Below are 20,091 nucleotides of genomic sequence, written 5' to 3' on the forward strand. Positions count from 1 at the left end.
CACGCGGCCTGGCCGTCCGCCGCCTGGCGGGCTCCGGCGGCGGCTGCTTGCTGCGGCGCTCCAGCTCGATCGCCACCGGCCCGGCCACGAACGTCGAGGACGCGGTGCCCGTGACGATGCCGATGATCAGCGCGACGGCGAAGTCGCCCAGCGAGTCGCCGCCGAAGGCGGCCAGCGCGGCCAGGATGAACAGCGCCCCGAGCCCGGTGTTGACGGTCCGCGGCACGGTCTGCAGGATCGCGGCGTTGACGATCCCCGGGAAGGGCGCGTTCCGTCGCTGCGCCCACAGCTCCCTGACCCGGTCGAACACCACCACCTTGTCGTTGACGGAGTAGCCGATGACCGTGAGCATCGCGGCCAGGAAGACGCCGTCGATCGGCCTGCCCAGCCAGGCGAACACGCCGACGACGACGCCCGCGTCCACCAGCAGCGCCAGCACGGCGGCGGCGCCGAACGTCCACCTGAACCTGATCGCCAGGTAGAGCAGTTGCGCGGCCATCGCCACGGCGAGCGCGATGAGCGCGTTGCGGCGCAACTCCTCGCCCAGGCTGGGGCCGATCAGCTCGTCGCGCTCCTTGGCGACCTCGCCGAACCGGCTGTCGAGCGCCTGCTCGATGCCCGCGACGTCCTGCGCCGTGATCTGCCCGGTGCGGACGGAGATCCGCTCCCCGGACGTCTGCACGACCGCCGAGGGATGCCCGGCGTCGGCCACGACCTGTCTGGCGGCGTCGGCGTCCACCGGTGCCGAGGTGGCGAACTCGACGATCCGTCCGCCGGTGAACTCCACGCCGAAGTTCAGCCCGCGGACCGACAGCCCGGCCACGGAGAGGGCCACCAGCGCGGCGGCGACGCCGAGCCAGATCCGGCCGCGGGACATCACGTCCGGGTCGCGCCTGGTCAGCCAGGTTCGGACCCGTCCGACGCCGCCGAGACCCGAAACGCGCGGCCCGATCCGTCCGATGACCAGGTGGGTCAGCGCGCGGGTGATCAGCATCGCCGAGACCAGCGAGGCCAGCACGCCGATGGCGAGTGTCACGCCGAAGCCGCGCACCGGCCCCGACGCCAGCCAGAACAGCAGCCCGGCCGCCAGCAGCGTGGTGATGTTGGAGTCGGCGATGGCGCTCCAGGCGCTCCTGAACCCGCGGTCCAGCGCCCGGCGCAGCCCCCTGCGCGGCGTCCTGCCGTACTCCTCCCTGGCCCGCTCGAACACCAGCACGTTGGCGTCCACGGCCATGCCGATGGCCAGCACGAACCCGGCCAGACCCGGCAGGGTGAGCGTGGCGCCGAGCGCGACGAGCGCCGCATAGGAGATCAGCCCGTACGCCGCCAGCGCCACCGCGGCGAGCAGGCCGACCAGCCGGTAGACCAGGACGATGAACAGCGCGGTCAGCAGCACGCCCGCGACGCCCGCCTTGGCGCTGGCCTCGATGGCCTCGGCGCCGAGCGTGGGCCCGACCGTGCGCTGCTCGATCAGCTCCATGGGGACGGGCAGCGCGCCGCCCTTGATCAGCACGGCCAGATTCCGCGCTTCCTCCGAGGTGAACGAGCCGGTGATCTGCGTGGATCCGCCCGGGATGCCGGTACGGCAGGGCACGGACGCGTCCACCTGCGGAGAGGAGATGATCTCGTTGTCGAGGACGATCGCGACCCGGCGCCTGGGGTCGCCGACGGGCTCGCAGGCGGCGGTTCCCGTGAGCCGCTGCCACGCCTCGGCCTCGCGGAACCCGACCGTGACGAACCAGCCCGCCCCCAGCTGGGGGTCGGTGCGTCCGGCCGCGTCGGTGACGCCGTCGCCGGTGATGGCGGCCGGGCCGAGCGTGAGCGGCTGCCCGGACTCATCCTTGACGGCCCGTTCGTCGCCTGGTTCGGCGCGGCCGAGCACCGGATGGAAGGTGAGCTGCGCGGTCTTGCCGATGACCTCGGCGGCCTGGCGCGGGTCCAGGACGCCGGGCAGCTCCACGATGATCCGCCTGTCTCCGGACCGGACCAGGGTCGGCTCGGACACGCCCAGCGCGTCCGCCCTGAGGCGTAGGACGTCCAGGGCGCGGTCGGTGGCCTCGGAGTCGGCCTTGACGGTGGGGGAGTCGCGGGTCTCGAAGACGAGCTGGGTGCCGCCGCGCAGGTCCAGTCCGAGACGCGGCGAGATGGTGAAAGCGAGCAGTAATGCGGTGGCGATGACGGCGCACGCGACCACCGCACGCCACACGGGCGCACGTGACATGAAAGCCTCCACGGGCTATCGGGTGAAAGAGGACGTCAGCGCGTCGTGGAGGGTGGTGCTCTGGCCGGGGCGACAGCACGGCCCGGCTGCGGAGTGAGGAGGGGACCGGCGTGCGCGCCGGTCGCCGGGCGCGGGTGGCCGCACGACCCGTCGTCGGTGTCGAGGACGGCGAGCCCGCCCGTCAGGCCCTGCCCGCCGACCCGGACCTGGGCCCGTTCGGCGGGTACCGGCCCCGCCAGCCAGTGCGGCCCGGACGTCTGCTCCGCCGCGGCCGCGGCGATCGACGCCTGGCCGGAGCCCGGCCGCGTGTCGGCGGCGGACGCGACCCGATCGGGGAGCTCGTGAACGGCGAGAGCCGCCTCGCTGTGCCCGCCCAGCAGGGCGAACGTCGACAGCAGGAGGAGCAGCACGGCAGCGGCCCTGGACCGCACCATCTCTCACCTCCCGCTGTGAGGCACACCGTACCCCAGGAACAACGCACATGCCTTTCCGCGCAGGCTGGGCTATGGTCGCCTCTATGGACACCAGGTCGTGGCGAGTACCACGCGGGTCCACTGCGTTCTTCACCGTGGTGGGCCTCGTTCTGCTGTCCGTCCTGATGGTGGGCTCCAGCGCGGCCAGGTACGGCAGCCTGTCCGCCGGCGGGCCTGCCGACCTCGTCTCCGACATGTGGGCGCCCGGGTCCTGGGTGGACCAGCCGTCCAACATGCCGTCGAGCTTCGTCGGCGCGCGGGAGCACCTGCTGACGGCGTGGCCGCCGGTCCGACGGGCGCTTCAGCCGGAGGCGGCCCATCTGCGGCTGCCGGCCGCGCCGGGGGCGGGCGCGGAGTCCGTCCTCAGCCCGCAGCAGCTCGTCCATCGCACCACGGGCTCCCGTAGCCCCCCGGCGCTGGTCTGATCGTTCCTTTCGCACGCACCTGCCCGCGTACGCGGCCGTAGGGCCCTCCGCCCTGCCCGTACGCCGCAGGTCTCCTGCCGCTGCCCAGCAACGGCGTTCACCACACCCGTGCGGTGTGGTCCTCTTCGCCTAGCAAGGAGCCGATGTCGCCATGGCGAACATCAGATCAGTCAACATGCTCATCCAGGACTACGAGCGTCATCTGTCGCAGTTGGACGAACTGCGCGACCTCCTCCAGCAACGCCTGACCGCCGCCAAGGCCGGGCTCGCCTCCCCGGCGGACGCGCAGCCGCCGGTCGCGTTGACGTTGCTGGACACCGGGTCCGGCTCGACCAGCAAGCGCACCCGGGCTCGGACGCGGCGGCGCATCACCGAGCTCGAAGTGGCGATCGAGCGGATGGACCGCGGGCTCTTCGGCGTCTGCCGCCGCTGCGGCTGCTTCATCGACCTGGACCACCTGCGACGCTCCCCACACCGTCAAGAGTGCGACGCGTGCCGGACCGGGCACCGTCCAACGGCGGCGGCATGACGCACCACCAGCCGTCCTACGCGGCCCTCGACCTGGGGACGGCCCGAACCCGTTCCCTGGTCTCGGGCAGCGTCACCATCGCCGAGCGAGCCTCGTCCGTCCCCGCCCGTCCGCGCCGACGCGACCGGCAGGAGCCGGAGCAGGGCTCCGAGGTGGTGTGGCCGATTCTGCACGGGATGGTCGCCAACATGGCGGCCTGCCACCGCCTGGCACACACCGTCCTGCGGGACGCGATGCTCTACGGGTCCTGGCCGTTGGAGCGGGTGCTGGTGGGCGTCCCGGTGGCGGCGACGCGGATCGACCGTATCGCCGTCTGGACGTCCGTCCGCCAGGCGGCCCGCTGCCCGGTCGTCCTGGTGGAGGAGCCCCTGGCGGCGGCCATCGGCTGTGGCCTGGACATCACGGACCCACGGCCCCGGCTCCTCCTGGACGTCGGCGCCGGCATCATCGAGGCCGTCGCCCTCGGCGACTCCGCGATCGCCGACGCGGGCGCCATCCAACTCGCCGCGTCATCGCATCCCACGCTGCCCGCGTACGCGCTGGACAGCGTGACGGACATGGTCGCCGACCTGCTGCGCCGCCTTCCGGCGCAGCAGCGTCCCGCGGCCCGGGCCAACGGCCTGCTCCTCACGGGCGGTGGCGCCCGCGACCCGAGACTGGCCCGTCACCTGTGCGCCAAGCTGCGCGTCTCCGTCACCCCGGCGCTCGAACCAGCGCACGCGACGATCCGCGGGCTGGCCCGGCTGTGCCTGCTTCCGGCCCTGGCCGAGCAGATCGCCACACCGGCCGCCGCCCACTGACCTCCGAAAGGACCTGAACCATGACCACCAACCACCACACCACGCTGAGCAGCGTCCAGATCCAGACCCTCCGGCAGGAGCTGCAGGAGCACCTGCAGTGGCGCATCACCCAGCGCGACAACCTCAAGGCCTCGGTCGACAGCACCAACGGCGCCGACCATGCCTGGCAGGACATCCTCGCCTCCCTGACCGCGGCCGACCGCGCCATCACCGAAACCCAGCACTGCCTGGACAGGCTCGACGAAGGCAGCTACGGGCAGTGCGCCCAGTGCGAGGTCGACATCCCCTTCGAGCGCCTGAAGATCCGTCCTCTGGCCCGCTACTGCATCACCTGCCAGCGCAGCCACGAGGCCGCCTGACCCGCCCAGGCCCCCGCCTCACCACCGGGGGCCGCTCCGGCCGGTGTGACTGAGCGTTCCGACTGGCCCGTCCGTTCAGCCAGAACGCTCAGATCAGGAGGGGAGTTCGTCCTACGTCATGCGCTGATGGGCGGTCGCGACCCGGATGCAGGCCCGCACCGACGGTCTGGACGAACTCGGCCTGCCGATGGAGGATCTGCCCGGCGGCATGGGCCGCCGCTTCGCCGCCGGCATGGCCGGCACCACCGAGGTGCCGGGCGTGTGGGTGGCCGGCAACGCCACCGACCTGACCGCCCAAGTCGGCGCCTCCGCCGCAGCCGGCGCCCTGGCCGGCGCCCACATGAACGCCGACCTCGCCGCGGCCGACACCGAGGCGGCCCTCGCCGCCGCACAAGGCGGCAGCATCCCAGCCTGACGCCCGCATGCACACCGGCCCACTGCGCGCGCCGGCCTGCGACGCGCGGGACCGGCCTTCGGCCGACACCCCGGCGACCGGCCCTGCTCCGGCGCTGATTCTGCATACCCTTTTGAGAGCTCAGATGTGCGTGGCTGGATGCTTCATGTGGTGACCTTGGCGATGAACGCGGCGAGGTTCCCGACGGTCCGCTGGATCTTCTCCTCCAGGGTGAGTGACTCGTGGAGCCGTGCGCCGGCACCCGCGTCCTTCTTGCCCCGTACGTACAGCGGGCAGGCGAGGTCGCTGCACATGTAGGCGCCCACGGAGTTGCCCTGCTGCCCGGCCTTGCCCGCCTTCGCGGCGACCATCAGCGAGACGCCGCCGGTGTGGGTGGTCATGCACATCGAGCACATACTGCGCCGCGTCTGCCAGGAGGCGGCGCTGGGGCAGTGCAGTGCGAGTGCCACCGGGCGGCCGCCCAGCTCGGTGGCGAGGTAGGCACGGTCGGGGGCCTGAGGGTCACGCCAGCCGAGGAAGTCCAGGTCATCCCAGGGGCGCGCGGCCAGGTCACGGGGGACGGACAGGCGCTTCGCCTCGCCCTTGGTGCAGTTCACGAACGCGGTGCGGATCTCTTGCTCTGTCAGCGGCTTCATAAGGGGCAGGCTAGTTTGCCTAAATATGTTAGGCAATTGCATAATGGATGATGCCAGATGGGAGAAGGATGATGATTCGAGCAGGGCTGACCACGGAACGACTGACCCGGGCGGGTGCGGATCTGGCCGACGAGGTCGGTTTCGAACAGGTGACCGTCTCGGCGCTCGCCCGGCGGTTCGATGTCAAGGTCGCGAGTCTGTACTCGCACGTGAAGAGCTCCCAGGACCTCAAAACCAAGATCGCCCTGCTCGCTCTGGAGGAACTCGCCGACCGGGCCGCTGACGCCCTGGCCGGGCGTGCCGGCAAGGACGCCCTGACCGCCTTCGCGAACGTCTACCGCGACTACGCCCAGGAGCATCCCGGCCGCTACGCCGCAGCCCAGCTCAAGCTCGACCCCGAGGCGGCGGCCGCCAGCGCCGGCGGCAGGCACGCGCAGATGACGCGGGCGATCTTGCGCGGCTACGACCTGACGGAGCCGGACCAGACGCACGCGGTCCGGATGCTCGGCAGCGTCTTCCACGGCTACGTCAGCCTGGAGATGGCCGGAGGCTTCAGCCACACCGGCGTCGACTCGCAGGAATCCTGGGCCTGGATCTTGGATTCCCTCGACGCTCTGCTGCGGAACTGGACCACACCCTGACCAGCAGCGGGCTACCGCCGGAGGCGGTCCGCCGCGCCGCACACCGACGCATCTGAGCAACCCAGAAATCTTGATGAACAGGCTGAGGCCAATGAACACTGAGCACGACTCGATCACCACACCTGTCACCGCGGACATCCTGCGCGGCGTCCTCGACGTGGAACGCACGGCGCACGGCCTGCTACCGCATCGGCTGCCCGCTCGGGCGCGCCGGCAGATCCCTGACGACCAACTGGTCATGGCCGAGGCGCAGCCCTCCGGCGTGCGGTTGGCCTTCCGCACCCGGGCCACCACCATCGAACTGGACACGCTGCCTACCAAGCGGGTCTACCGAGGTTTCCCGGCCCCGCCGGACGGCGTGTACGACCTGCTGGTCGATGGCCGTCTCACCGCCCAGGCCACGGTGGCCGGCGGCAGAGTCCGCACGATCATCGACATGGTCACCCAGTCCGCCGAACTGCATGAGGGGCCTGCCGGTACCGCCCGCTTCACCGATCTGCCGGCGGGTGACAAGGACGTCGAGATCTGGCTTCCGCATACGGAGATCACCGAGCTGATCGCCCTGCGCACCGACGCCCCGGTCGAGCCGGCGCGAGACAGCGGGCGCAGGGTGTGGCTGCACCACGGCAGTTCCATCAGCCACGGCTCGAACGCCGCCCACCCGACCGCCATCTGGCCGGCCCTGGCCGCCGCCCAGGGCGGAGTGGAGCTGGTCAACCTGGGGTTCGGTGGCAGCGCGCTGCTGGATCCGTTCACCGCCCGCGCGATGCGGGACACCCCCGCGGACCTGATCAGCGTCAAGCTCGGCATCAATGTCGTCAACACGGACGTGATGCGCCTGCGCGCCTTCGCCCCTGCGGTCCACGGCTTCCTGGACACCATCCGCGAGGGGCATCCGGCCACGCCGCTGCTGGTCGTGTCCTCGATCCTGTGCCCGGTCCAGGAGGACACCCCCGGCCCCCTCGCGCCCGACTTCGGCGGCGGGACCTTGCGGTTCAAGGCCACGGGCGACCCGGCTGAACGCGCCGCCGGGCGCCTGACGCTCAACATCATCCGCGACGAACTCGCCCGGATCGTCGAACAGCGGGCGGCCGACGACCCGAACCTGCACTACCTCGACGGCCGCCGCCTCTACGGCGAGACGGACTACGCCGAACTCCCGCTGCCCGACGAGGTCCACCCCGACCCCGCCGGACACCGCCGCATCGGCGAGAACTTCGCGCGGCTCGTGTTCGGCGACGGTGGTCCCTTCGCCGTCAAGACCGGCTGACCAGGTCGCGGCCACGCAGACCGCGATCCCGGCGCGGCCGCGCTGATGCTGAAGGAGTTCACGCCCGCGATGCACCCCCACGGTGGCACCGCGGGGATGCAACCATCGGGCCGGCTCGTCGGGCTCGGCCCACAGGTGGTGCCGGTGCAGGACCTGACCGCCGAGCACCGGTGGAACACCTGTCGCGGTCGGCCAGGGTGAGCGGTTCGTACAAGACTGGGCTGCGTCGCGCGTTCGAGACTGCGGGCATGAGCGAGAACGCCTTCACCCCCGCCCTTGGCCGCTTCGCCCCTACCCGGTTCTACGATCACGTGGTCGCTCTGACGCGGGAGCATCTGTGGCGGGCTCTGGCCGCCATGTACGTGGCGCCGCGGCCCGATGATGTGATCCTTGACGTTGGTTGCGGCACTGGCTCACTGGCGTTGTTGCTGGCCCGTGTGGAGCCGCGGGCCCGGATTGTCGGTGTGGACCCCGATCCTGATGTGCTGGCGGTGGCGCGGCGCAAGGCCGCTGCCGCCGACGCGGCGGTGCGGTGGCGAGTGGGCATGGGTGATGAGTTGGTGGAGGTGCTGGGCGCGGGCTCGGTGGACACCGTCGTGTCCAGCCTCGTGCTCCATCAATGCCCGGTCACAGTGAAACGGGCGGTGCTCGCGTCGATGTCCGCGGTCCTGCGGCCAGGCGGGAAACTGGTGATCGCCGACTATGGGCGGCAGCGGACGAGGCTGATGCGCCGGGCGTTCCGGTTCGTGCAGCTCGCGGACGGCAAGGAGGACACCCAGCCCAACGCCGATGGTGCCCTTCCCGCGCTGATGGCCGAGGCCGGGTTCCGCGACGTGCGCGAGGCCGAGGTAGTGCCCACGGTCACCGGCTCGATCTCCGTCTACGTCGCGCGCCGGGGGTGACCGCGCAGCACCGGCAGCACGGCCGCGGGCGTGAGGCCCATCATCTCGCGCATCCGGCGGGTGAAGTGCGCTTGGTCGGCGAAGCCTGCCGTGATCGCCGCGTCGGCCGGCGACTGACCCGCCCGCAGCGCCTCGGCCGCCCGGCGCAGCCGCGCCCACACCCGCCAGCGTGCCAGCGGCATGCCCACCTGATGCCGTGCCAACGCGCGCAGGCGCTGGGGTGAGAGCCCGACCATCGCGGCCAGACCCGGCATCGGAACACTCCGCTCCCTCAGCGTGTTCAGCGCCGCCACCAGGCGAGGATCAAGCTCGCTGGACGGGCACCCGCCCGCCGGGCCGATGTCCTCCTCGCGCAGGTTGCGCAGCTCGGGGGCGGCGATGACGCCGTTGCCGTAGCGCCTGCGCAGCCGGTCGGCGAAGACGCAGTGCGGCTCGACGAAGAAGGTGAGCAGTTCCGCTGTGGCCAGCATGCGATGCCGCGCCATCGGCGGCACGACCAGCGCCACGGCCTGATGATGGGTCTCCGACGCGTCCACCATGGCGACCTCGCCCTGAACCGCGATGGCGATCTGGAAAGCGGCATGACGGTGGAAGGCGCTGTCCGTTGTCGAGCCTCGATACACCGCATAACCCTCGCCGATGGTGAAGCGAGGCACCGACTCCGTCCCGGCGTTCACATCGTCGATGCTGCCAGCCGCACCAGAACGGCGCCAGCGAAAGGGAGTGGTGGACGCCCAAGTCGACGTCGGCGATCACCGATTCGTGCACCATGACGGCGCGGGCGCTGATCCGGAAATCTTTCGGTGTGAAGGGCGGTGCCGGGTACTGTCACCTGACGTCAGGGTCGTAGATCGACGAAGAGTGAGGTCTTTAGGGCGTGGGATGCTGGCTCACATCACCTGGCGGCGGCGTCGAGCACGGCCATGAGAGACGCCTCGAGGATGTCCAGGCCGGTGTGTAGTTCGTCGTCCCTGATCGTGAGAGGCGGGGCGATGCGGAAGATGCCGCCCATCCCAGGTAGCTGGACGATGTTCATGTGCAGGCCTCGTTCGAGACAGGCCGAGGTGATCGCGTTGCCCAGCGCGTCGGCGGGCGCCTTGCTCTTCTTGTCCTTGACGAGCTCGACACCTTGGAGCAGGCCACGGCCGCGAACGTCACCGACGACTTCGTAGTTGTCGCGAAGCGCCAGCAGTCGGTCGGTGAGCTGATCGCCTAGCGTCGCAGCACGCTCTGTGAGGTTCTCGCGGTCGATGACGTCAAGGACCGTCAGCGCGACGGCGGCCGCCAAGGGGTCGGAGACGTGGGTGGTGTAGAAGAGGAAGCCCCGGTCGTGGCAGACCTGCTCGATTTCGGCGGTCGTGACGACGGCCGCCACAGGCAATCCGGCTCCCAAGGTCTTCGACAACGTCAGGATGTCGGGTGCGACCCCGTCGCGCTCGAACGCGTACATCGCTCCGGTGCGGCCGAGAGCGGTCTGCGCCTCGTCCAGGATGAGCAGCATCCCGCGTTCGTCACACATCTCTTTGAGGCGACGCAGATACCCGGGCGGCAGGTCGATGATCCCGCCTGAGGACAGGATGGGCTCGATGAGGCAGGCGGCGAGACTCCCGGCGGATTGCTGGTCTACCAGGGCAAAGCCGTAGGCGAGCTCAGCCTCCCAGTCGTGTGACCCGTCGGAGGATCGAAACGGCGAACGATAGGCATTCGGCGTGGGCAGCGCGAGGTTTCCCGGTGTTGGGGGTCCGTAGCCGCGCCGCCCGGCGGAGAAGGTCGCGGCGGCGGCCCCTTGGGTCATGCCGTGCCAAGAGCGGTCGAAGGAGACGATCTCGAAGCGGCCGGTGGCGAGCTTGGCCATCTTGATCGCGGCCTCGTTCGCCTCGGCTCCTGTGGTGAGCAGCAACATCTTGCCGAGCGTTGGGGGCAGGGTGGCGGTGAGCCTGTGGGCGAGCTCCAGCACGGGAGTGCTGAGCATGCCGCTGAAGAGGTGGTCCAGCGACGCGACCGCGGACGAAACCGTTGCCACGATATCTGGGTGTGCATGGCCGAGGATGGAACTCATCTGCCCTGAGGTGAAGTCGAGAATCGGCGTGCCCTGGCGATCGAAGACATAGGCACCAGAGGCACGTTCGATGACCCGCGGGGTGAAGCCGGCTCCGTAGCGGATCAGGAGGCGGTCCGCCTCGTCCCAAAACGTCGTGTCCATCGCCAATCCTCTCTCACCGCGTCCGCGACGACGTCGAATCTGCTGCTCGATGCCATCTTCGATCGATGACAAACTCGTAACAAGCGAACAAATACGACTTATCATTCGGCATTGCCTTACTATCGACGCCATGCTGAACCCGCAACGCCTCGCGATCTTGCGCGCGGTCCTGGCAGCTGGGTCGATCAACAAAGCGGCGCGGAACCTCAGCTACACTCCCGCGACGATCAGCCAGCACATGACCACCCTGGCGAGGGAGACCGGCCTGGTCCTTTTCGAGAAGCAAGGACGCGGTATCAGCCCCACCGATGCCGCACGGCACCTGGCAGATCAAGCTCAGTCGCTCCTCGCCGACTTCGGACGCCTTGAGCGAGTCGTTGCGGACCTCCGGGGCGGTCAGGCGCAGCATCTGGCGATCGCCTGCTTTGCTTCTGCGGCCGAGCGGTGGATCCCGGAGGTCGTGCGGACCGTTCGCCGACACCAACCGAACCTCACCGTCGAGATCAGCACCAACGAACCCGTCGACGGGCGCGGCCGCCGACGGCCGGACCTCGACATCCGGACCGAGCCCATCGACGGAGCCGAAGTACACCTTGACGGTTACCTGCGTCATGAACTCACCATCGAGGAGCTCGTCGCGGTGCTCCCCGGTGCCCACCCCCTCGCCGACGCCCGCGAACTCGCTCTCCGGGACCTCGAAGGTGAGCCCTGGATAGACCACGACATCTACGACAGCCCGATCGGACAGATCATCTTGACCGCTTGCAGGGCCGCCGGATTCACGCCGCGCTACGCCGCCCGCTTGGACGATCACCGGGCGGCGCTGCGACTGGTGGAGACGGGCATCGGCGTCACCGTCCTGCCGCGCCTGGCCGTTGCGGAGCTCCCCGACGGAGTCGTCGCCAGGCCCGTGGTTCGCCCCGCTGTCTTGCGGCGCATCGTCGTCCACGCCCGCCAGGATCGACGCCGCAGCGACCTCATCGCCCGCGCGGTGGCACAACTTCGCGACATCGCCCGCAAGGTAGTACCGGCGTAGCACGGAACCGGGCGGCGATCTCGGTGACTGTGGAGTGATCGAGCGGGTTCCTTGCCGTGCCGAACATCGGACCGCGCCCTTCTGGCCATTCACCACCGCGCCAGCTCGGCAGGCTTGATCTTCTCCACCTGCTCGTACACGCCGAGCTGCTCGGCCACGTCGTACGGGTCGGCCGGCCCGCGTATCCAGCCGCCCGGCACGCGTTCGGCCATGCCGTGCTCAGCCAGCGTGTTCAGCCCGGTCTTGGCTGCCGTCTCGGAGATCCCCGCCATGAGGGGCACGTCGGTCGTACGCATCGGCTCGTCGATGGTGAGCAGGGGGTAAATGAGGGCGGCCGGGCCGCCGAGCTCCCGGAACACCGGGTGGATGCCCCCGAGTCTGCCGGGCTGCCACCGCCTCCACGCGGCCGCCTCGGCGTAACCGTCCGGCACCACGAGCTCGTAGTAGTCCGCCCACTCTCCATGGTGCTCAGCCACCAGCACGAAGAACGGATCGCGTTCCTCCCGCAGCTCCCGCAGCCCCGCCGCGACCGTCGAGTAGTCCAGACAGGCCAGCAGCGCCAACTCACGCACGCCGAACCCGATCACCATCGAATGCTTGAGCTGGGCCGCCTTCAGCGCGGCCGCGACGATCCGCCGCTTGGTGATTCCGGCGTTCCCTGGCCACCGGTACCGTTCAGCGGCTTTGACCGCGCTGGCCCACCGCCTACTCTGCTGGAGAGCCGCCACCGGATCCATCGGGGATCGAGACGTCGGGCCTTTGAGCGTGAGCGGCAACCCCTCCAAGATGATCTCGGTAACCCCCCCCGTGTGTTCTCCCCCTTGTGTGGATCTCACGGCTGTGCTCCCGCCCGGCGATCCAGGGCACGGCTTTGTCCCAGTCCGCCCGCAACGCCTTCAACCGGTCGCGGGCGCTGCCGTACTTGTCGTAGAAGCGGGCGAGGCCGGACCAGTGGCCGGCGCGCAGTCGGTCGGCGACGTCGGCCAGCCGCCACCCGCACGACGCTGCGCCAGCGAGGACCGCCTGACGGGCGTCGGAGTCGGACTCGTACAGGCCGGGCCCTTTGCCCTGCCGGTATCGGCCGGTGACGGCGAGGTCCTCCATGGCGGGGGACAGGCGGGGGAGACGTCCGCCGGGGCGGGGCAGCATGGCGACGCCGTCCTCGTCGTCCACCACTGCCCACAGCGCCTCCGTCGTCGCGGCCGCGTCGTTCTTCCGCGCGGCGCGGGCTGCCGTGCCAGTACGGCGTGGGCCCACGCGCTCCAGTTCTTCGAGCTCGGGGGTGAGCGCGTCCATCAGCTTGGACCACATGTCCGGCCCGTTGGGGTGGTCGAGCACCCAGTGCACGTAGTCCGGGTCGTCGCAGAGCTGCCGGAAGTGGCCGCCGCCGACCCACGCCCCGGGCGGGACGATCAGCCCGTCGCTGGTGTTCAGCATCGGCTGCGGGTCGAAGCTGATGTAGCGGCGGGCGAACGCCTGGGCGATGCGTCCCATCTCCCCGCACGAGAGCTTGGTCGCCCACTTCGCGTACAGGTGGCGTCCGCCGGTGGCGGGGGAGACTGTCGCCCTTGATCCAGACCACCGCAGACCACCGCACGATCTGCACGGAACTGTGGGTCGCCCTGCTGGTCGACGGCGCCCGAGCCCTCGCGAGCGCGGGCCGGTGGACCGAGGCAGCTGAGTCTATGGCCGCGCATCGCGGCATCGGTGAGCGGCTCCTCGACGGCCGCCAGCTCAAGATCATGTCGCTGGTGGAGCAAGACCTCCCGCAACAGGCCGCCGACATGATCGAATCCACCGTCCCCGCAGAGCCCTGGGAGCACGCCGTCGCGGCCATCTTGCGCATCTACTGCCGGCCGGACACCTCGACGACATCGCAGGAGGAACTGGACCGTGCGGTGCGGGAAACGCTCGCGCTGATCACGCAGCCGGAACCGATGACCGCAGCGTTTCGGGCCCGGCTCGGCCTCACCGCGCTCGACCTGACGGCCGACCGGCCCACAGCGCAAGACTCCGACTTGCGGTCCGCTGTCGTCGGGGTGGCCGTCTCGGACGCCTACGCCGCCCGAGACGTCTTAGGCCACCATGCGATGCGCTCCCACATGACCTCACAGCAGGCAGAGGAACTCGCCGTTGTGCACGCTGCCTCGGGGTTCGGCGCCGGGAGCCTTCCACCAGCCCACGAGGTCGCCCTCACCGCCGCAGTCCGTCAAGGCGAAGACAGCCTGCGCGCCCTGCTCGGCGCGACCACGTCCTAGCGGCTGCTCGGCCGCCCACTTCTTGCCCCTGGAAGGACCGAGTTAGCCAACTCCGGCAGGCCATGGGCGAGGCTCTCCCACCTCCCCGGACTTCCTGAATCTGTCCCCCGAGCGAAAGTAGCGTTGACCGGTGACCACAGACACCCGACCTCTCGAGTCCCCTGAACGCCTGCGCGCCGACATGGTCGCCACGCTGATTGAGAGAGGCTCGATCCAATCGCCTGAGGTCGAGGCCGCTTTCGCGGCGGTCCCGCGTGAGAGATTCGCCCCCGAAGCGGCGCCCTCCGCTGCCTATTCCGCCATGGACGTCGTCATCACCAAGCGCAACGCCGAAGGCAAGGCGACGAGCTCCATCAGCGCGCCCTGGCTGCAAGCCGAAATGCTCGAAGCCGCACAACTCACGCGCGGGGCGAGAGTGCTGGAAATCGGATCGGGCGGCTACAACGCGGCGCTCATCGCCGAGATCGTCGGCCCGGAGGGGCTGGTGGTCACCGTGGACATCGACCCGTTCGTCACCGAGCGCGCAACGAGACCGGCTACCCGCAGGTGAAGGTGGTCCTGGGGGATGCTGAGGACGCCGCCGACGAGCACGCGCCCGAGGACGGTTTCGACGCCATCCTGGTCACGGTCGGGGCCTGGGATTGCCCTTGGGGGCACCTGCTCGCGCCGGGTGGCCGGATGGTCGTTCCTCTGCTGTTCAACACGATCACCAGGTCGATCACCTTCGTCCGAGAGGGCGACCGGTTCATCGGACTGGACCCGATCGTGTGCGGTTTCGTCGCCATGCAGGGCGCCGGAGCACACCCAGAGCAGGTAGCGGCTCTGGCGGATGGTGCCGTGAAACTGACGATCGAAGGCGGCCCCGACCTCGACACCGCCGCGCTCGACCAGGCGCTGACTGGCGACCGGACCGAGCTGTGGACCGGCGTCACCGTCTGCAGCGGTGAGTGGTTCGGCTCGATGAATCTGTGGATCACGACGGTAGGCGAAACCTTCGGCATGATCTGGCGGGACGAGAACCTTGACGGCGGCCGACTCGTCGAGCCCGCCATGCGCTGGTATTCGGGTGTGAGTAGTTGCGGTACAGGAAGTGCCGCTGAGATTGATCATGGTCCGGCTGGCGTCGAGGTGAGCGGGTCGTCCGGCCGCCGGATGCGGACTCGGCGGGGGCGGGGGATGTCGTCGGTGTCCTGGAGGTCGGCGAAGTCGGCGTGCGCCTGGGCGACGGCTTTGGGGTACGCCTCCTGCTTCTCGTGTTCGGCGAGCGCCCGGTAGATACTCGCGACGCTGGGGGCCTGCCCCTTGCGCTTGCCGGTGGGGATGATCAGGTCGGGCTGGATCCGCTCGACCGACTCGCCGTTCGCCCGGCGCCGGAGTCGGCGGTGATCAGTAACGTGTTCACGGGGGTGGGGGTCTCCTCTCGTGCCCGCTGCTTCCCTGCTGCTTCCCGGCGAAGCGTTCCGCGAGCCCTCCTACGGGAACTGCTTCTCCTCGCGGCCGATGTCGTCGATCGGGCCGAGGATCGTCCAGCCGGGCCCGAGGGGGCGGGTGGAGCGGAAGCCGTGGGCGTCCGCGTACTCCTCGGCCTCCTCCGCGGTGTCCTCGGGGGCGCGCATGATCGTGTAGCGCGGGGGGTCCTCGTGGTAGAAGCGGTAGAACGTGCGGCCCTCGTCCTTGGGCTGGTAGAGGATCACGCTGACGCCCCAGAGGGCGTCGTACACCTTCTGGTCGCGCAGGGGCGTCGTCGTGCACGTGTCGGAGGGGCGGCCGGGCTCGCGGACGCAGGTCCGGTACCGGCTCCAGTCGATGCGTTCGGCGCGGGGGTGTTCCGCGATCAGCTTCCGCATCCGGGCGTCGGCCCGGGCGAAGGCGTCCTCGCGGCGGTCGTACTCCTGCTGCAGCCGGTTGAAGCGCTGCTCGTCGAAGCCGCTGCCGAAGTGGGCCTCCAGGCCCGCGAGGACGGCGACCCGCCAGGCCAGGTACCCGGCCGTCACGACGAGCAGCGTGACGACCAGGACCCGGCCCGGCGAGCGCCTGTGGGGCATCAGGTCGGCGAGGTCAGAACGTGCCGCTGATGGGGATCTCGATGTCCGCCTGCGCGATCGGCGGGGGGTACTTCCCATCGAACCGGTCATAGTGCTGGAGCGTAAACCAGTCGATGAAGCCGTACTCCGTGATCTCGTCGTCCGGGTCGAGACCGAAGTGGTCGTAGGAGTGGAAGACGAGCTTGCCGGAGAAGGAGTTGCCCTCGACCTTGTAGTCCTTCAGCGCGATCGTGTGGCCGTGGAACTGGTGGATCGCGATGGAGAGGGCGCGCTGGTTGGCGTCCCAGAGCGAGAAGTCGTACACCGGGTACTTCACGTCCTGGCGGAGGAACTCCTGGAAGAGGAAGTTCTTGGAGAGGTCCTCCTGGACCTTGAGCTGATCGGTGCGGCCCTTGTTGTCGATGAGGGACTGCTTGATGATCTGGCCGGCCTTGTCGGTGTACGTCTTCTCCTGCGGTGAGGCGCCGACGGCGCGGGAGAGGGCCGTGCCGGAGCCGCGGTAGAGGTAGCGGCCGGGGGCGAAGTTGTCGTCGCCGACCCGACGATCCTGGACGACCTGCGCGCTGCTGGCCTGCGCAACGCCGCCCGCTTCCCCCTCACCGCCACCGCGACCGCGCTGAAGGACCTCAGCCGACAGGTCGCCTGACGCGCCGCGTCAAACCGGCAGCGCCACCGTTTGCTCACTACCCTGGCATTCAGACCTGGCCCGCTCAGATCCGAGGGAAACCCCACCATGGCTGACACTCACGAGTCCATCGCTCTTCTCCTCGACCGGGGAGTGCGGGAGGGAGTGTTCCCAGCCGCGGTGTGGGCCACAGGCGACGCCGACGCCATGCTCGACTGCGGCGCCCACGGACAGGCCGACCCGACCGACCCCACCACGACGGCGCGGTCCGATACTCTCTGGGACGTCGCCAGCCTCACCAAGATTGTCGCGGTGTGGGCGGTTATCGGTACCTTGTGGCACGAACAGCAACTCCCGCTGGACGACCCACTGCACACCTTTTGGCCCGAGGTCGCTGGCCACCCGCTCGGCCAGGTCACCGCCCGACATCTGCTCACCCACACCGCGGGCGTACCGCTCCGCGCCAACCTGAAGAACCTCTACGGCACCACCCCTCAAGCCATCCGCGATGGCGTCCTTCACGAGGAGTTGCACCGCCAGCCGGGCACCGCCGTCGGGTACACCGACCGCGCCCCTCTCATCTTGGGCTTCCTCGCCGAGCACCTCGCCACCCACGCACTGGACCAACTCGCCACAGAACGGATCTGGCAGCCGCTGGGCATGACGGACACCCGGTTCGGCCCGCTGCCAGCCGGCGAACGGAGCCGCTGCGCACCCACGGAACTCGACCCCGATACCGGCACCCACCTCCAGGGCATCGCCCACGACTACTCCGGCCGCCTCTTGGGAGGCGTGTGCGGTATCGCCGGCGTCTTCACCACCCTGCAGGACCTGGCCCGCTTCCTGGGGCATCTCCTGCCCCCCGGCCCTGATCCAGATCGGGTCGGGTTCGGGCCCGCCTGGGTATCCGAGTCTCTGCAGGTCCACACCGGCCACCTCACCCCGGCGCGCGGCCTTCTTTGGCACCCCGCCCCCGGCACCAACCCCGAGGAAGACATCTACGTCCACTACGGCTTCACCGGCACAGCCATGTGGCTCTCACCGAAGCAGCAGCGATGGGCTGTCCTCCTCACGAACAAGCTCTACTACAGCCGCGACCGCGACCCACTTATGAGCATCCGCAACGCTTTCCGCGCGCTCGCCTTCGACTGGTGAATGTGATGCCGCGACGACCGGGCGCGGATCGGTGGAAAGGACTGAGTTAGCCGACTCCGGCAGGCCATGGGCGAGGCTCTCCCACCTCCCCGGACTTCCTGAATCTGTCCCCCGAGCGAAAGTAGCGTTGACCGGTGACCACAGACACCCGACCTCTCGAGTCCCCTGAACGCCTGCGCGCCGACATGGTCGCCACGCTGATTGAGAGAGGCTCGATCCAATCGCCTGAGGTCGAGGCCGCTTTCGCGGCGGTCCCGCGTGAGAGATTCGCCCCCGAAGCGGCGCCCTCCGCTGCCTATTCCGCCATGGACGTCGTCATCACCAAGCGCAACGCCGAAGGCAAGGCGACGAGCTCCATCAGCGCGCCCTGGCTGCAAGCCGAAATGCTCGAAGCCGCACAACTCACGCGCGGGGCGAGAGTGCTGGAAATCGGATCGGGCGGCTACAACGCGGCGCTCATCGCCGAAATCGTCGGCCCCGAGGGGCTGGTGGTCACCGTGGACATCGACCCGTTCGTCACCGAGCGAGCCAGCCGATTCCTCACCTCGACGGGCTATCCGCACGTGAAAGTCGTCCTCGGGGACGCCGAGCACGCCGTCGGAGAGTTCGGCCCCTACGATGCCGTCCTCGTCACGGTCGGCGCGTGGGACTGTCCGTGGGGGCACCTGCTCGCCCCGGGCGGCCGGATGGTCGTTCCGCTGCGGTTCCACGGCCTCACCAGGTCGATCACGTTCGTTCGTGACGGGGACCGGTTCGTCGGCCTGGACCCCACGGTGTGCGGGTTCGTGCCGATCCAGGGCGCAGGAGAGCATCAGGAGCAAGTGGCTGCCCTGGGAGACGGAGCGGTGACCTTGACGCTCGACGGCGGCCCCGTCCTGGACGCCACCGCGCTCGACCTGGCGCTGGCCGATGACCCCGCCGAGCTGTGGACCGGCGTCGTGGTCGCCGGCGACGAGCCGTTCGACACACTGCACCAGTGGCTGGCGACTGTTGACACGACCTTCGGCCTGATCTGGCAGGATCCCGGCCGAGACAGCAAGCCGGCCAAGCCCGCTGTCCACTGGTCCTGCCCGGCTCTCATCACCTCCGGCAGCTTCGCCTACCTCATCAAGCGGGAAGCACCCCGGGACGCCAAGACCGACAAAGTCCACCACGAGTTCGGTATCCACGGCCATGGCCGCCACGGCGCCGAACTCGCCCACCGGCTGGCCGCTCACATCCAGACCTGGGAACGCGATTGGCGCCACCACCCAGGCCCACAGTTCACCCTCTACCCTGCAGACGCCGCGGTGCCGGCCCCCGCCATAGGCCGGATCTTCCCGAAGCGCCACACGCAGTTGGTCATGGCCTGGACCTGATTGATCGTGAGAGCCGTGAGTGAGGACCTGGCTGGCCTGTGGCCGCTGTTCGCGCTGAGCCTGAGGACACCGCGTCTGGAGCTGGCGGTCCCGATAACCGCGATCTTCTGAATCTGGCCCGAGCGACAGCGGATATTCAGCCGCCTGGCGAGCCCCGCTATCAGAAGGCGTATCTCTACGAGCCATCACCGGACAGGGAACGGCATCTGTTGCAACGCCATTGGCGGGCTCTGGCCCACTGGCGGCCGACCGGTTGGGACTTGCACCTGGCTATCCGTGTGGACGGGATGGCCGTGGGCGTGCAGAACCTGTGGGCGACTGACTTCGCGACGGTGCGGTCCGTCGAGACGGGGTCGTGGATCACGCGGGAGCAGCAAGGCAAGGGGTACGGAACCGAAGCCCGAGCGGCCGTGCTGGAGCTCGCCTTTGCCTATCTGCACGCTGCTGAGGCGTACACCTCCTATGTGGAGGGCAACGTCGCGTCGGAAAGGGTCTGCCACAAGCTCGGCTATGTCTACAACGGGCGGCGTACATTCAGCCGCGACGGAGTCCGCACTGTGGAGCACTGCATGCTGTTGGAAGCCCCCCGCTGGGCGTCGCACCGGATGACTGGCGTTTCCGTCCAAGGAATCACTCCCTTCTGCCTGAGGTCACGTCCACGGACGTGGTGTATGAATCGATCTTCGAGTGATCCTGTTTCTGCAGGTTAAGCGGTAAGTGTCTGTGGGAGCGGGTTCGCGG

Annotated in this window: 22 protein-coding genes and 1 pseudogene; 14 read left to right on the plus strand and 9 right to left on the minus strand. The window is 69.5% G+C overall.

Annotation, left to right across the window (positions count from 1 at the left end):
- A partial coding sequence (gene secD, locus ABZ297_RS39790) for a protein translocase subunit SecD (protein WP_355357296.1) occupies nt 1–2,221 on the minus strand: 2,221 nt, incomplete at its 3' end.
- A gap of 35 nt (nt 2,222–2,256) precedes the next feature.
- Nucleotides 2,257–2,655 (minus strand): hypothetical protein, encoded by a 399-nt coding sequence (locus ABZ297_RS39795; RefSeq protein WP_355357298.1) that lies wholly within the window; start codon nt 2,653–2,655, stop codon nt 2,257–2,259.
- An 83-nt stretch (nt 2,656–2,738) separates the two neighbouring features.
- On the opposite strand from ABZ297_RS39795, the gene ABZ297_RS39800 reads away from it, so the two are divergent.
- The 5 genes from ABZ297_RS39800 to ABZ297_RS39820 all read left to right on the plus strand — a co-directional run bounded on the left by ABZ297_RS39800 (nt 2,739) and on the right by ABZ297_RS39820 (nt 5,222).
- Nucleotides 2,739–3,119 (plus strand): hypothetical protein, encoded by a 381-nt coding sequence (locus ABZ297_RS39800; RefSeq protein ID WP_355357299.1) that lies wholly within the window; start codon nt 2,739–2,741, stop codon nt 3,117–3,119.
- A gap of 151 nt (nt 3,120–3,270) precedes the next feature.
- On the plus strand, nt 3,271–3,648 hold the full coding sequence (locus ABZ297_RS39805) for a hypothetical protein (protein ID WP_355357301.1): 378 nt from the start codon (nt 3,271–3,273) through the stop codon (nt 3,646–3,648).
- Nucleotides 3,612–4,448: a rod shape-determining protein gene (locus tag ABZ297_RS39810; protein WP_355357303.1), complete on the plus strand. Its 837-nt coding sequence runs from the start codon at nt 3,612–3,614 to the stop codon at nt 4,446–4,448. The genes ABZ297_RS39805 and ABZ297_RS39810 overlap by 37 nt, the downstream gene beginning before the upstream one ends.
- Before the next feature lie 20 nt (nt 4,449–4,468).
- Entirely contained in the window at nt 4,469–4,807 is a 339-nt protein-coding gene (locus ABZ297_RS39815; protein ID WP_355357305.1) for a TraR/DksA C4-type zinc finger protein, read from the plus strand.
- A gap of 145 nt (nt 4,808–4,952) precedes the next feature.
- Nucleotides 4,953–5,222 carry a hypothetical protein gene (locus tag ABZ297_RS39820; protein WP_355357307.1) on the plus strand — a complete coding sequence of 90 codons (270 nt, stop codon included), beginning with the start codon at nt 4,953–4,955 and terminating at the stop codon, nt 5,220–5,222.
- 143 nt (nt 5,223–5,365) lie between these two features.
- Here ABZ297_RS39820 and ABZ297_RS39825 read toward each other — a convergent pair whose 3' ends face one another.
- Complete coding sequence (locus ABZ297_RS39825; protein WP_355357309.1) at nt 5,366–5,857, minus strand: FBP domain-containing protein; 492 nt, start codon at nt 5,855–5,857, stop codon at nt 5,366–5,368.
- 71 nt (nt 5,858–5,928) lie between these two features.
- Here ABZ297_RS39825 and ABZ297_RS39830 point away from each other — a divergent pair, with 71 nt between their 5' ends.
- The 3 genes from ABZ297_RS39830 (at nt 5,929) to ABZ297_RS39840 (ending at nt 8,670) form a co-directional block, all read left to right on the plus strand.
- On the plus strand, nt 5,929–6,498 hold the full coding sequence (locus ABZ297_RS39830) for a TetR/AcrR family transcriptional regulator (RefSeq protein ID WP_355357344.1): 570 nt from the start codon (nt 5,929–5,931) through the stop codon (nt 6,496–6,498).
- 91 nt (nt 6,499–6,589) lie between these two features.
- Nucleotides 6,590–7,768, plus strand: coding sequence for a GDSL-type esterase/lipase family protein (locus ABZ297_RS39835; RefSeq protein WP_355357311.1), 1,179 nt, complete (start codon nt 6,590–6,592; stop codon nt 7,766–7,768).
- Between the two features lie 248 nt (nt 7,769–8,016).
- Complete coding sequence (locus ABZ297_RS39840; protein WP_355357313.1) at nt 8,017–8,670, plus strand: class I SAM-dependent methyltransferase; 654 nt, start codon at nt 8,017–8,019, stop codon at nt 8,668–8,670.
- Here the strand turns inward: ABZ297_RS39840 and ABZ297_RS39845 are convergent.
- The gene (locus tag ABZ297_RS39845; RefSeq protein WP_355357315.1) at nt 8,649–9,347 is read right to left on the minus strand and encodes a helix-turn-helix domain-containing protein; all 699 of its coding nucleotides are present in this window, start codon (nt 9,345–9,347) and stop codon (nt 8,649–8,651) included. The two genes, ABZ297_RS39840 and ABZ297_RS39845, sit on opposite strands and share 22 nt — an antisense overlap.
- A 218-nt stretch (nt 9,348–9,565) precedes the next feature.
- Nucleotides 9,566–10,945 (minus strand): aspartate aminotransferase family protein, encoded by a 1,380-nt coding sequence (locus tag ABZ297_RS39850; RefSeq protein WP_355357317.1) that lies wholly within the window; start codon nt 10,943–10,945, stop codon nt 9,566–9,568.
- Between the two features lie 58 nt (nt 10,946–11,003).
- Between ABZ297_RS39850 and ABZ297_RS39855 the strand changes: the two genes are divergently transcribed.
- On the plus strand, nt 11,004–11,909 hold the full coding sequence (locus ABZ297_RS39855) for a LysR family transcriptional regulator (protein WP_355357319.1): 906 nt from the start codon (nt 11,004–11,006) through the stop codon (nt 11,907–11,909).
- Nucleotides 11,910–11,998: 89 nt separating this feature from the next.
- Here ABZ297_RS39855 and ABZ297_RS39860 read toward each other — a convergent pair whose 3' ends face one another.
- Nucleotides 11,999–12,637, minus strand: coding sequence for a hypothetical protein (locus tag ABZ297_RS39860; protein ID WP_355357321.1), 639 nt, complete (start codon nt 12,635–12,637; stop codon nt 11,999–12,001).
- Nucleotides 12,615–13,403 (minus strand): hypothetical protein, encoded by a 789-nt coding sequence (locus ABZ297_RS39865; protein ID WP_355357323.1) that lies wholly within the window; start codon nt 13,401–13,403, stop codon nt 12,615–12,617. Before ABZ297_RS39865 ends, ABZ297_RS39860 begins: the two co-directional genes overlap by 23 nt.
- A gap of 74 nt (nt 13,404–13,477) precedes the next feature.
- Between ABZ297_RS39865 and ABZ297_RS39870 the strand changes: the two genes are divergently transcribed.
- Together ABZ297_RS39870 and ABZ297_RS39875 are read left to right on the plus strand one after the other, a co-directional pair.
- Nucleotides 13,478–14,167, plus strand: coding sequence for a hypothetical protein (locus tag ABZ297_RS39870; RefSeq protein WP_355357325.1), 690 nt, complete (start codon nt 13,478–13,480; stop codon nt 14,165–14,167).
- Between the two features lie 181 nt (nt 14,168–14,348).
- Nucleotides 14,349–15,442: pseudogene (locus ABZ297_RS39875) on the plus strand (methyltransferase, FxLD system).
- Nucleotides 15,443–15,639: 197 nt separating this feature from the next.
- On the opposite strand, the gene ABZ297_RS39880 reads toward ABZ297_RS39875, so the two are convergent.
- Nucleotides 15,640–16,212 (minus strand): hypothetical protein, encoded by a 573-nt coding sequence (locus ABZ297_RS39880; protein ID WP_355357327.1) that lies wholly within the window; start codon nt 16,210–16,212, stop codon nt 15,640–15,642.
- Nucleotides 16,213–16,225: 13 nt separating this feature from the next.
- A complete protein-coding gene (locus tag ABZ297_RS39885) occupies nt 16,226–16,849 on the minus strand; it encodes a DUF3289 family protein (protein WP_355357347.1) in 624 nt (207 codons plus the stop codon).
- A 96-nt stretch (nt 16,850–16,945) separates the two neighbouring features.
- Between ABZ297_RS39885 and ABZ297_RS39890 the strand changes: the two genes are divergently transcribed.
- From ABZ297_RS39890 to ABZ297_RS39900, 3 genes are all read left to right on the plus strand, one after another.
- A complete protein-coding gene (locus tag ABZ297_RS39890) occupies nt 16,946–17,992 on the plus strand; it encodes a serine hydrolase domain-containing protein (protein WP_355357330.1) in 1,047 nt (348 codons plus the stop codon).
- A gap of 134 nt (nt 17,993–18,126) precedes the next feature.
- Nucleotides 18,127–19,350, plus strand: a complete 1,224-nt coding sequence (fxlM, locus tag ABZ297_RS39895; RefSeq protein WP_355357333.1) for a methyltransferase, FxLD system — start codon at nt 18,127–18,129, stop codon at nt 19,348–19,350.
- Between the two features lie 38 nt (nt 19,351–19,388).
- Nucleotides 19,389–20,060 (plus strand): GNAT family N-acetyltransferase, encoded by a 672-nt coding sequence (locus ABZ297_RS39900; protein ID WP_355357336.1) that lies wholly within the window; start codon nt 19,389–19,391, stop codon nt 20,058–20,060.
- Nucleotides 20,061–20,091 lie beyond the last annotated feature (31 nt).

The sequence above is a fragment of the Nonomuraea sp. NPDC005983 genome, from assembly GCF_040614375.1.
Taxonomy (GTDB): domain Bacteria; phylum Actinomycetota; class Actinomycetes; order Streptosporangiales; family Streptosporangiaceae; genus Nonomuraea.

Bases quoted from the DNA above. Each gene is read 5' to 3' on its own strand.
- ABZ297_RS39795 (WP_355357298.1), bottom strand. From the start codon at position 2,655: ATGGTGCGGTCCAGGGCCGCTGCCGTGCTGCTCCTCCTGCTGTCGACG.
- ABZ297_RS39800 (WP_355357299.1), top strand. From the start codon at position 2,739: ATGGACACCAGGTCGTGGCGAGTACCACGCGGGTCCACTGCGTTCTTC.
- ABZ297_RS39805 (WP_355357301.1), top strand. From the start codon at position 3,271: ATGGCGAACATCAGATCAGTCAACATGCTCATCCAGGACTACGAGCGT.
- ABZ297_RS39815 (WP_355357305.1), top strand. From the start codon at position 4,469: ATGACCACCAACCACCACACCACGCTGAGCAGCGTCCAGATCCAGACC.
- ABZ297_RS39820 (WP_355357307.1), top strand. From the start codon at position 4,953: ATGCAGGCCCGCACCGACGGTCTGGACGAACTCGGCCTGCCGATGGAG.
- ABZ297_RS39825 (WP_355357309.1), bottom strand. From the start codon at position 5,857: ATGAAGCCGCTGACAGAGCAAGAGATCCGCACCGCGTTCGTGAACTGC.
- ABZ297_RS39830 (WP_355357344.1), top strand. From the start codon at position 5,929: ATGATTCGAGCAGGGCTGACCACGGAACGACTGACCCGGGCGGGTGCG.
- ABZ297_RS39835 (WP_355357311.1), top strand. From the start codon at position 6,590: ATGAACACTGAGCACGACTCGATCACCACACCTGTCACCGCGGACATC.
- ABZ297_RS39840 (WP_355357313.1), top strand. From the start codon at position 8,017: ATGAGCGAGAACGCCTTCACCCCCGCCCTTGGCCGCTTCGCCCCTACC.
- ABZ297_RS39855 (WP_355357319.1), top strand. From the start codon at position 11,004: ATGCTGAACCCGCAACGCCTCGCGATCTTGCGCGCGGTCCTGGCAGCT.
- ABZ297_RS39865 (WP_355357323.1), bottom strand. From the start codon at position 13,403: ATGGGACGCATCGCCCAGGCGTTCGCCCGCCGCTACATCAGCTTCGAC.
- ABZ297_RS39880 (WP_355357327.1), bottom strand. From the start codon at position 16,212: ATGCCCCACAGGCGCTCGCCGGGCCGGGTCCTGGTCGTCACGCTGCTC.
- ABZ297_RS39890 (WP_355357330.1), top strand. From the start codon at position 16,946: ATGGCTGACACTCACGAGTCCATCGCTCTTCTCCTCGACCGGGGAGTG.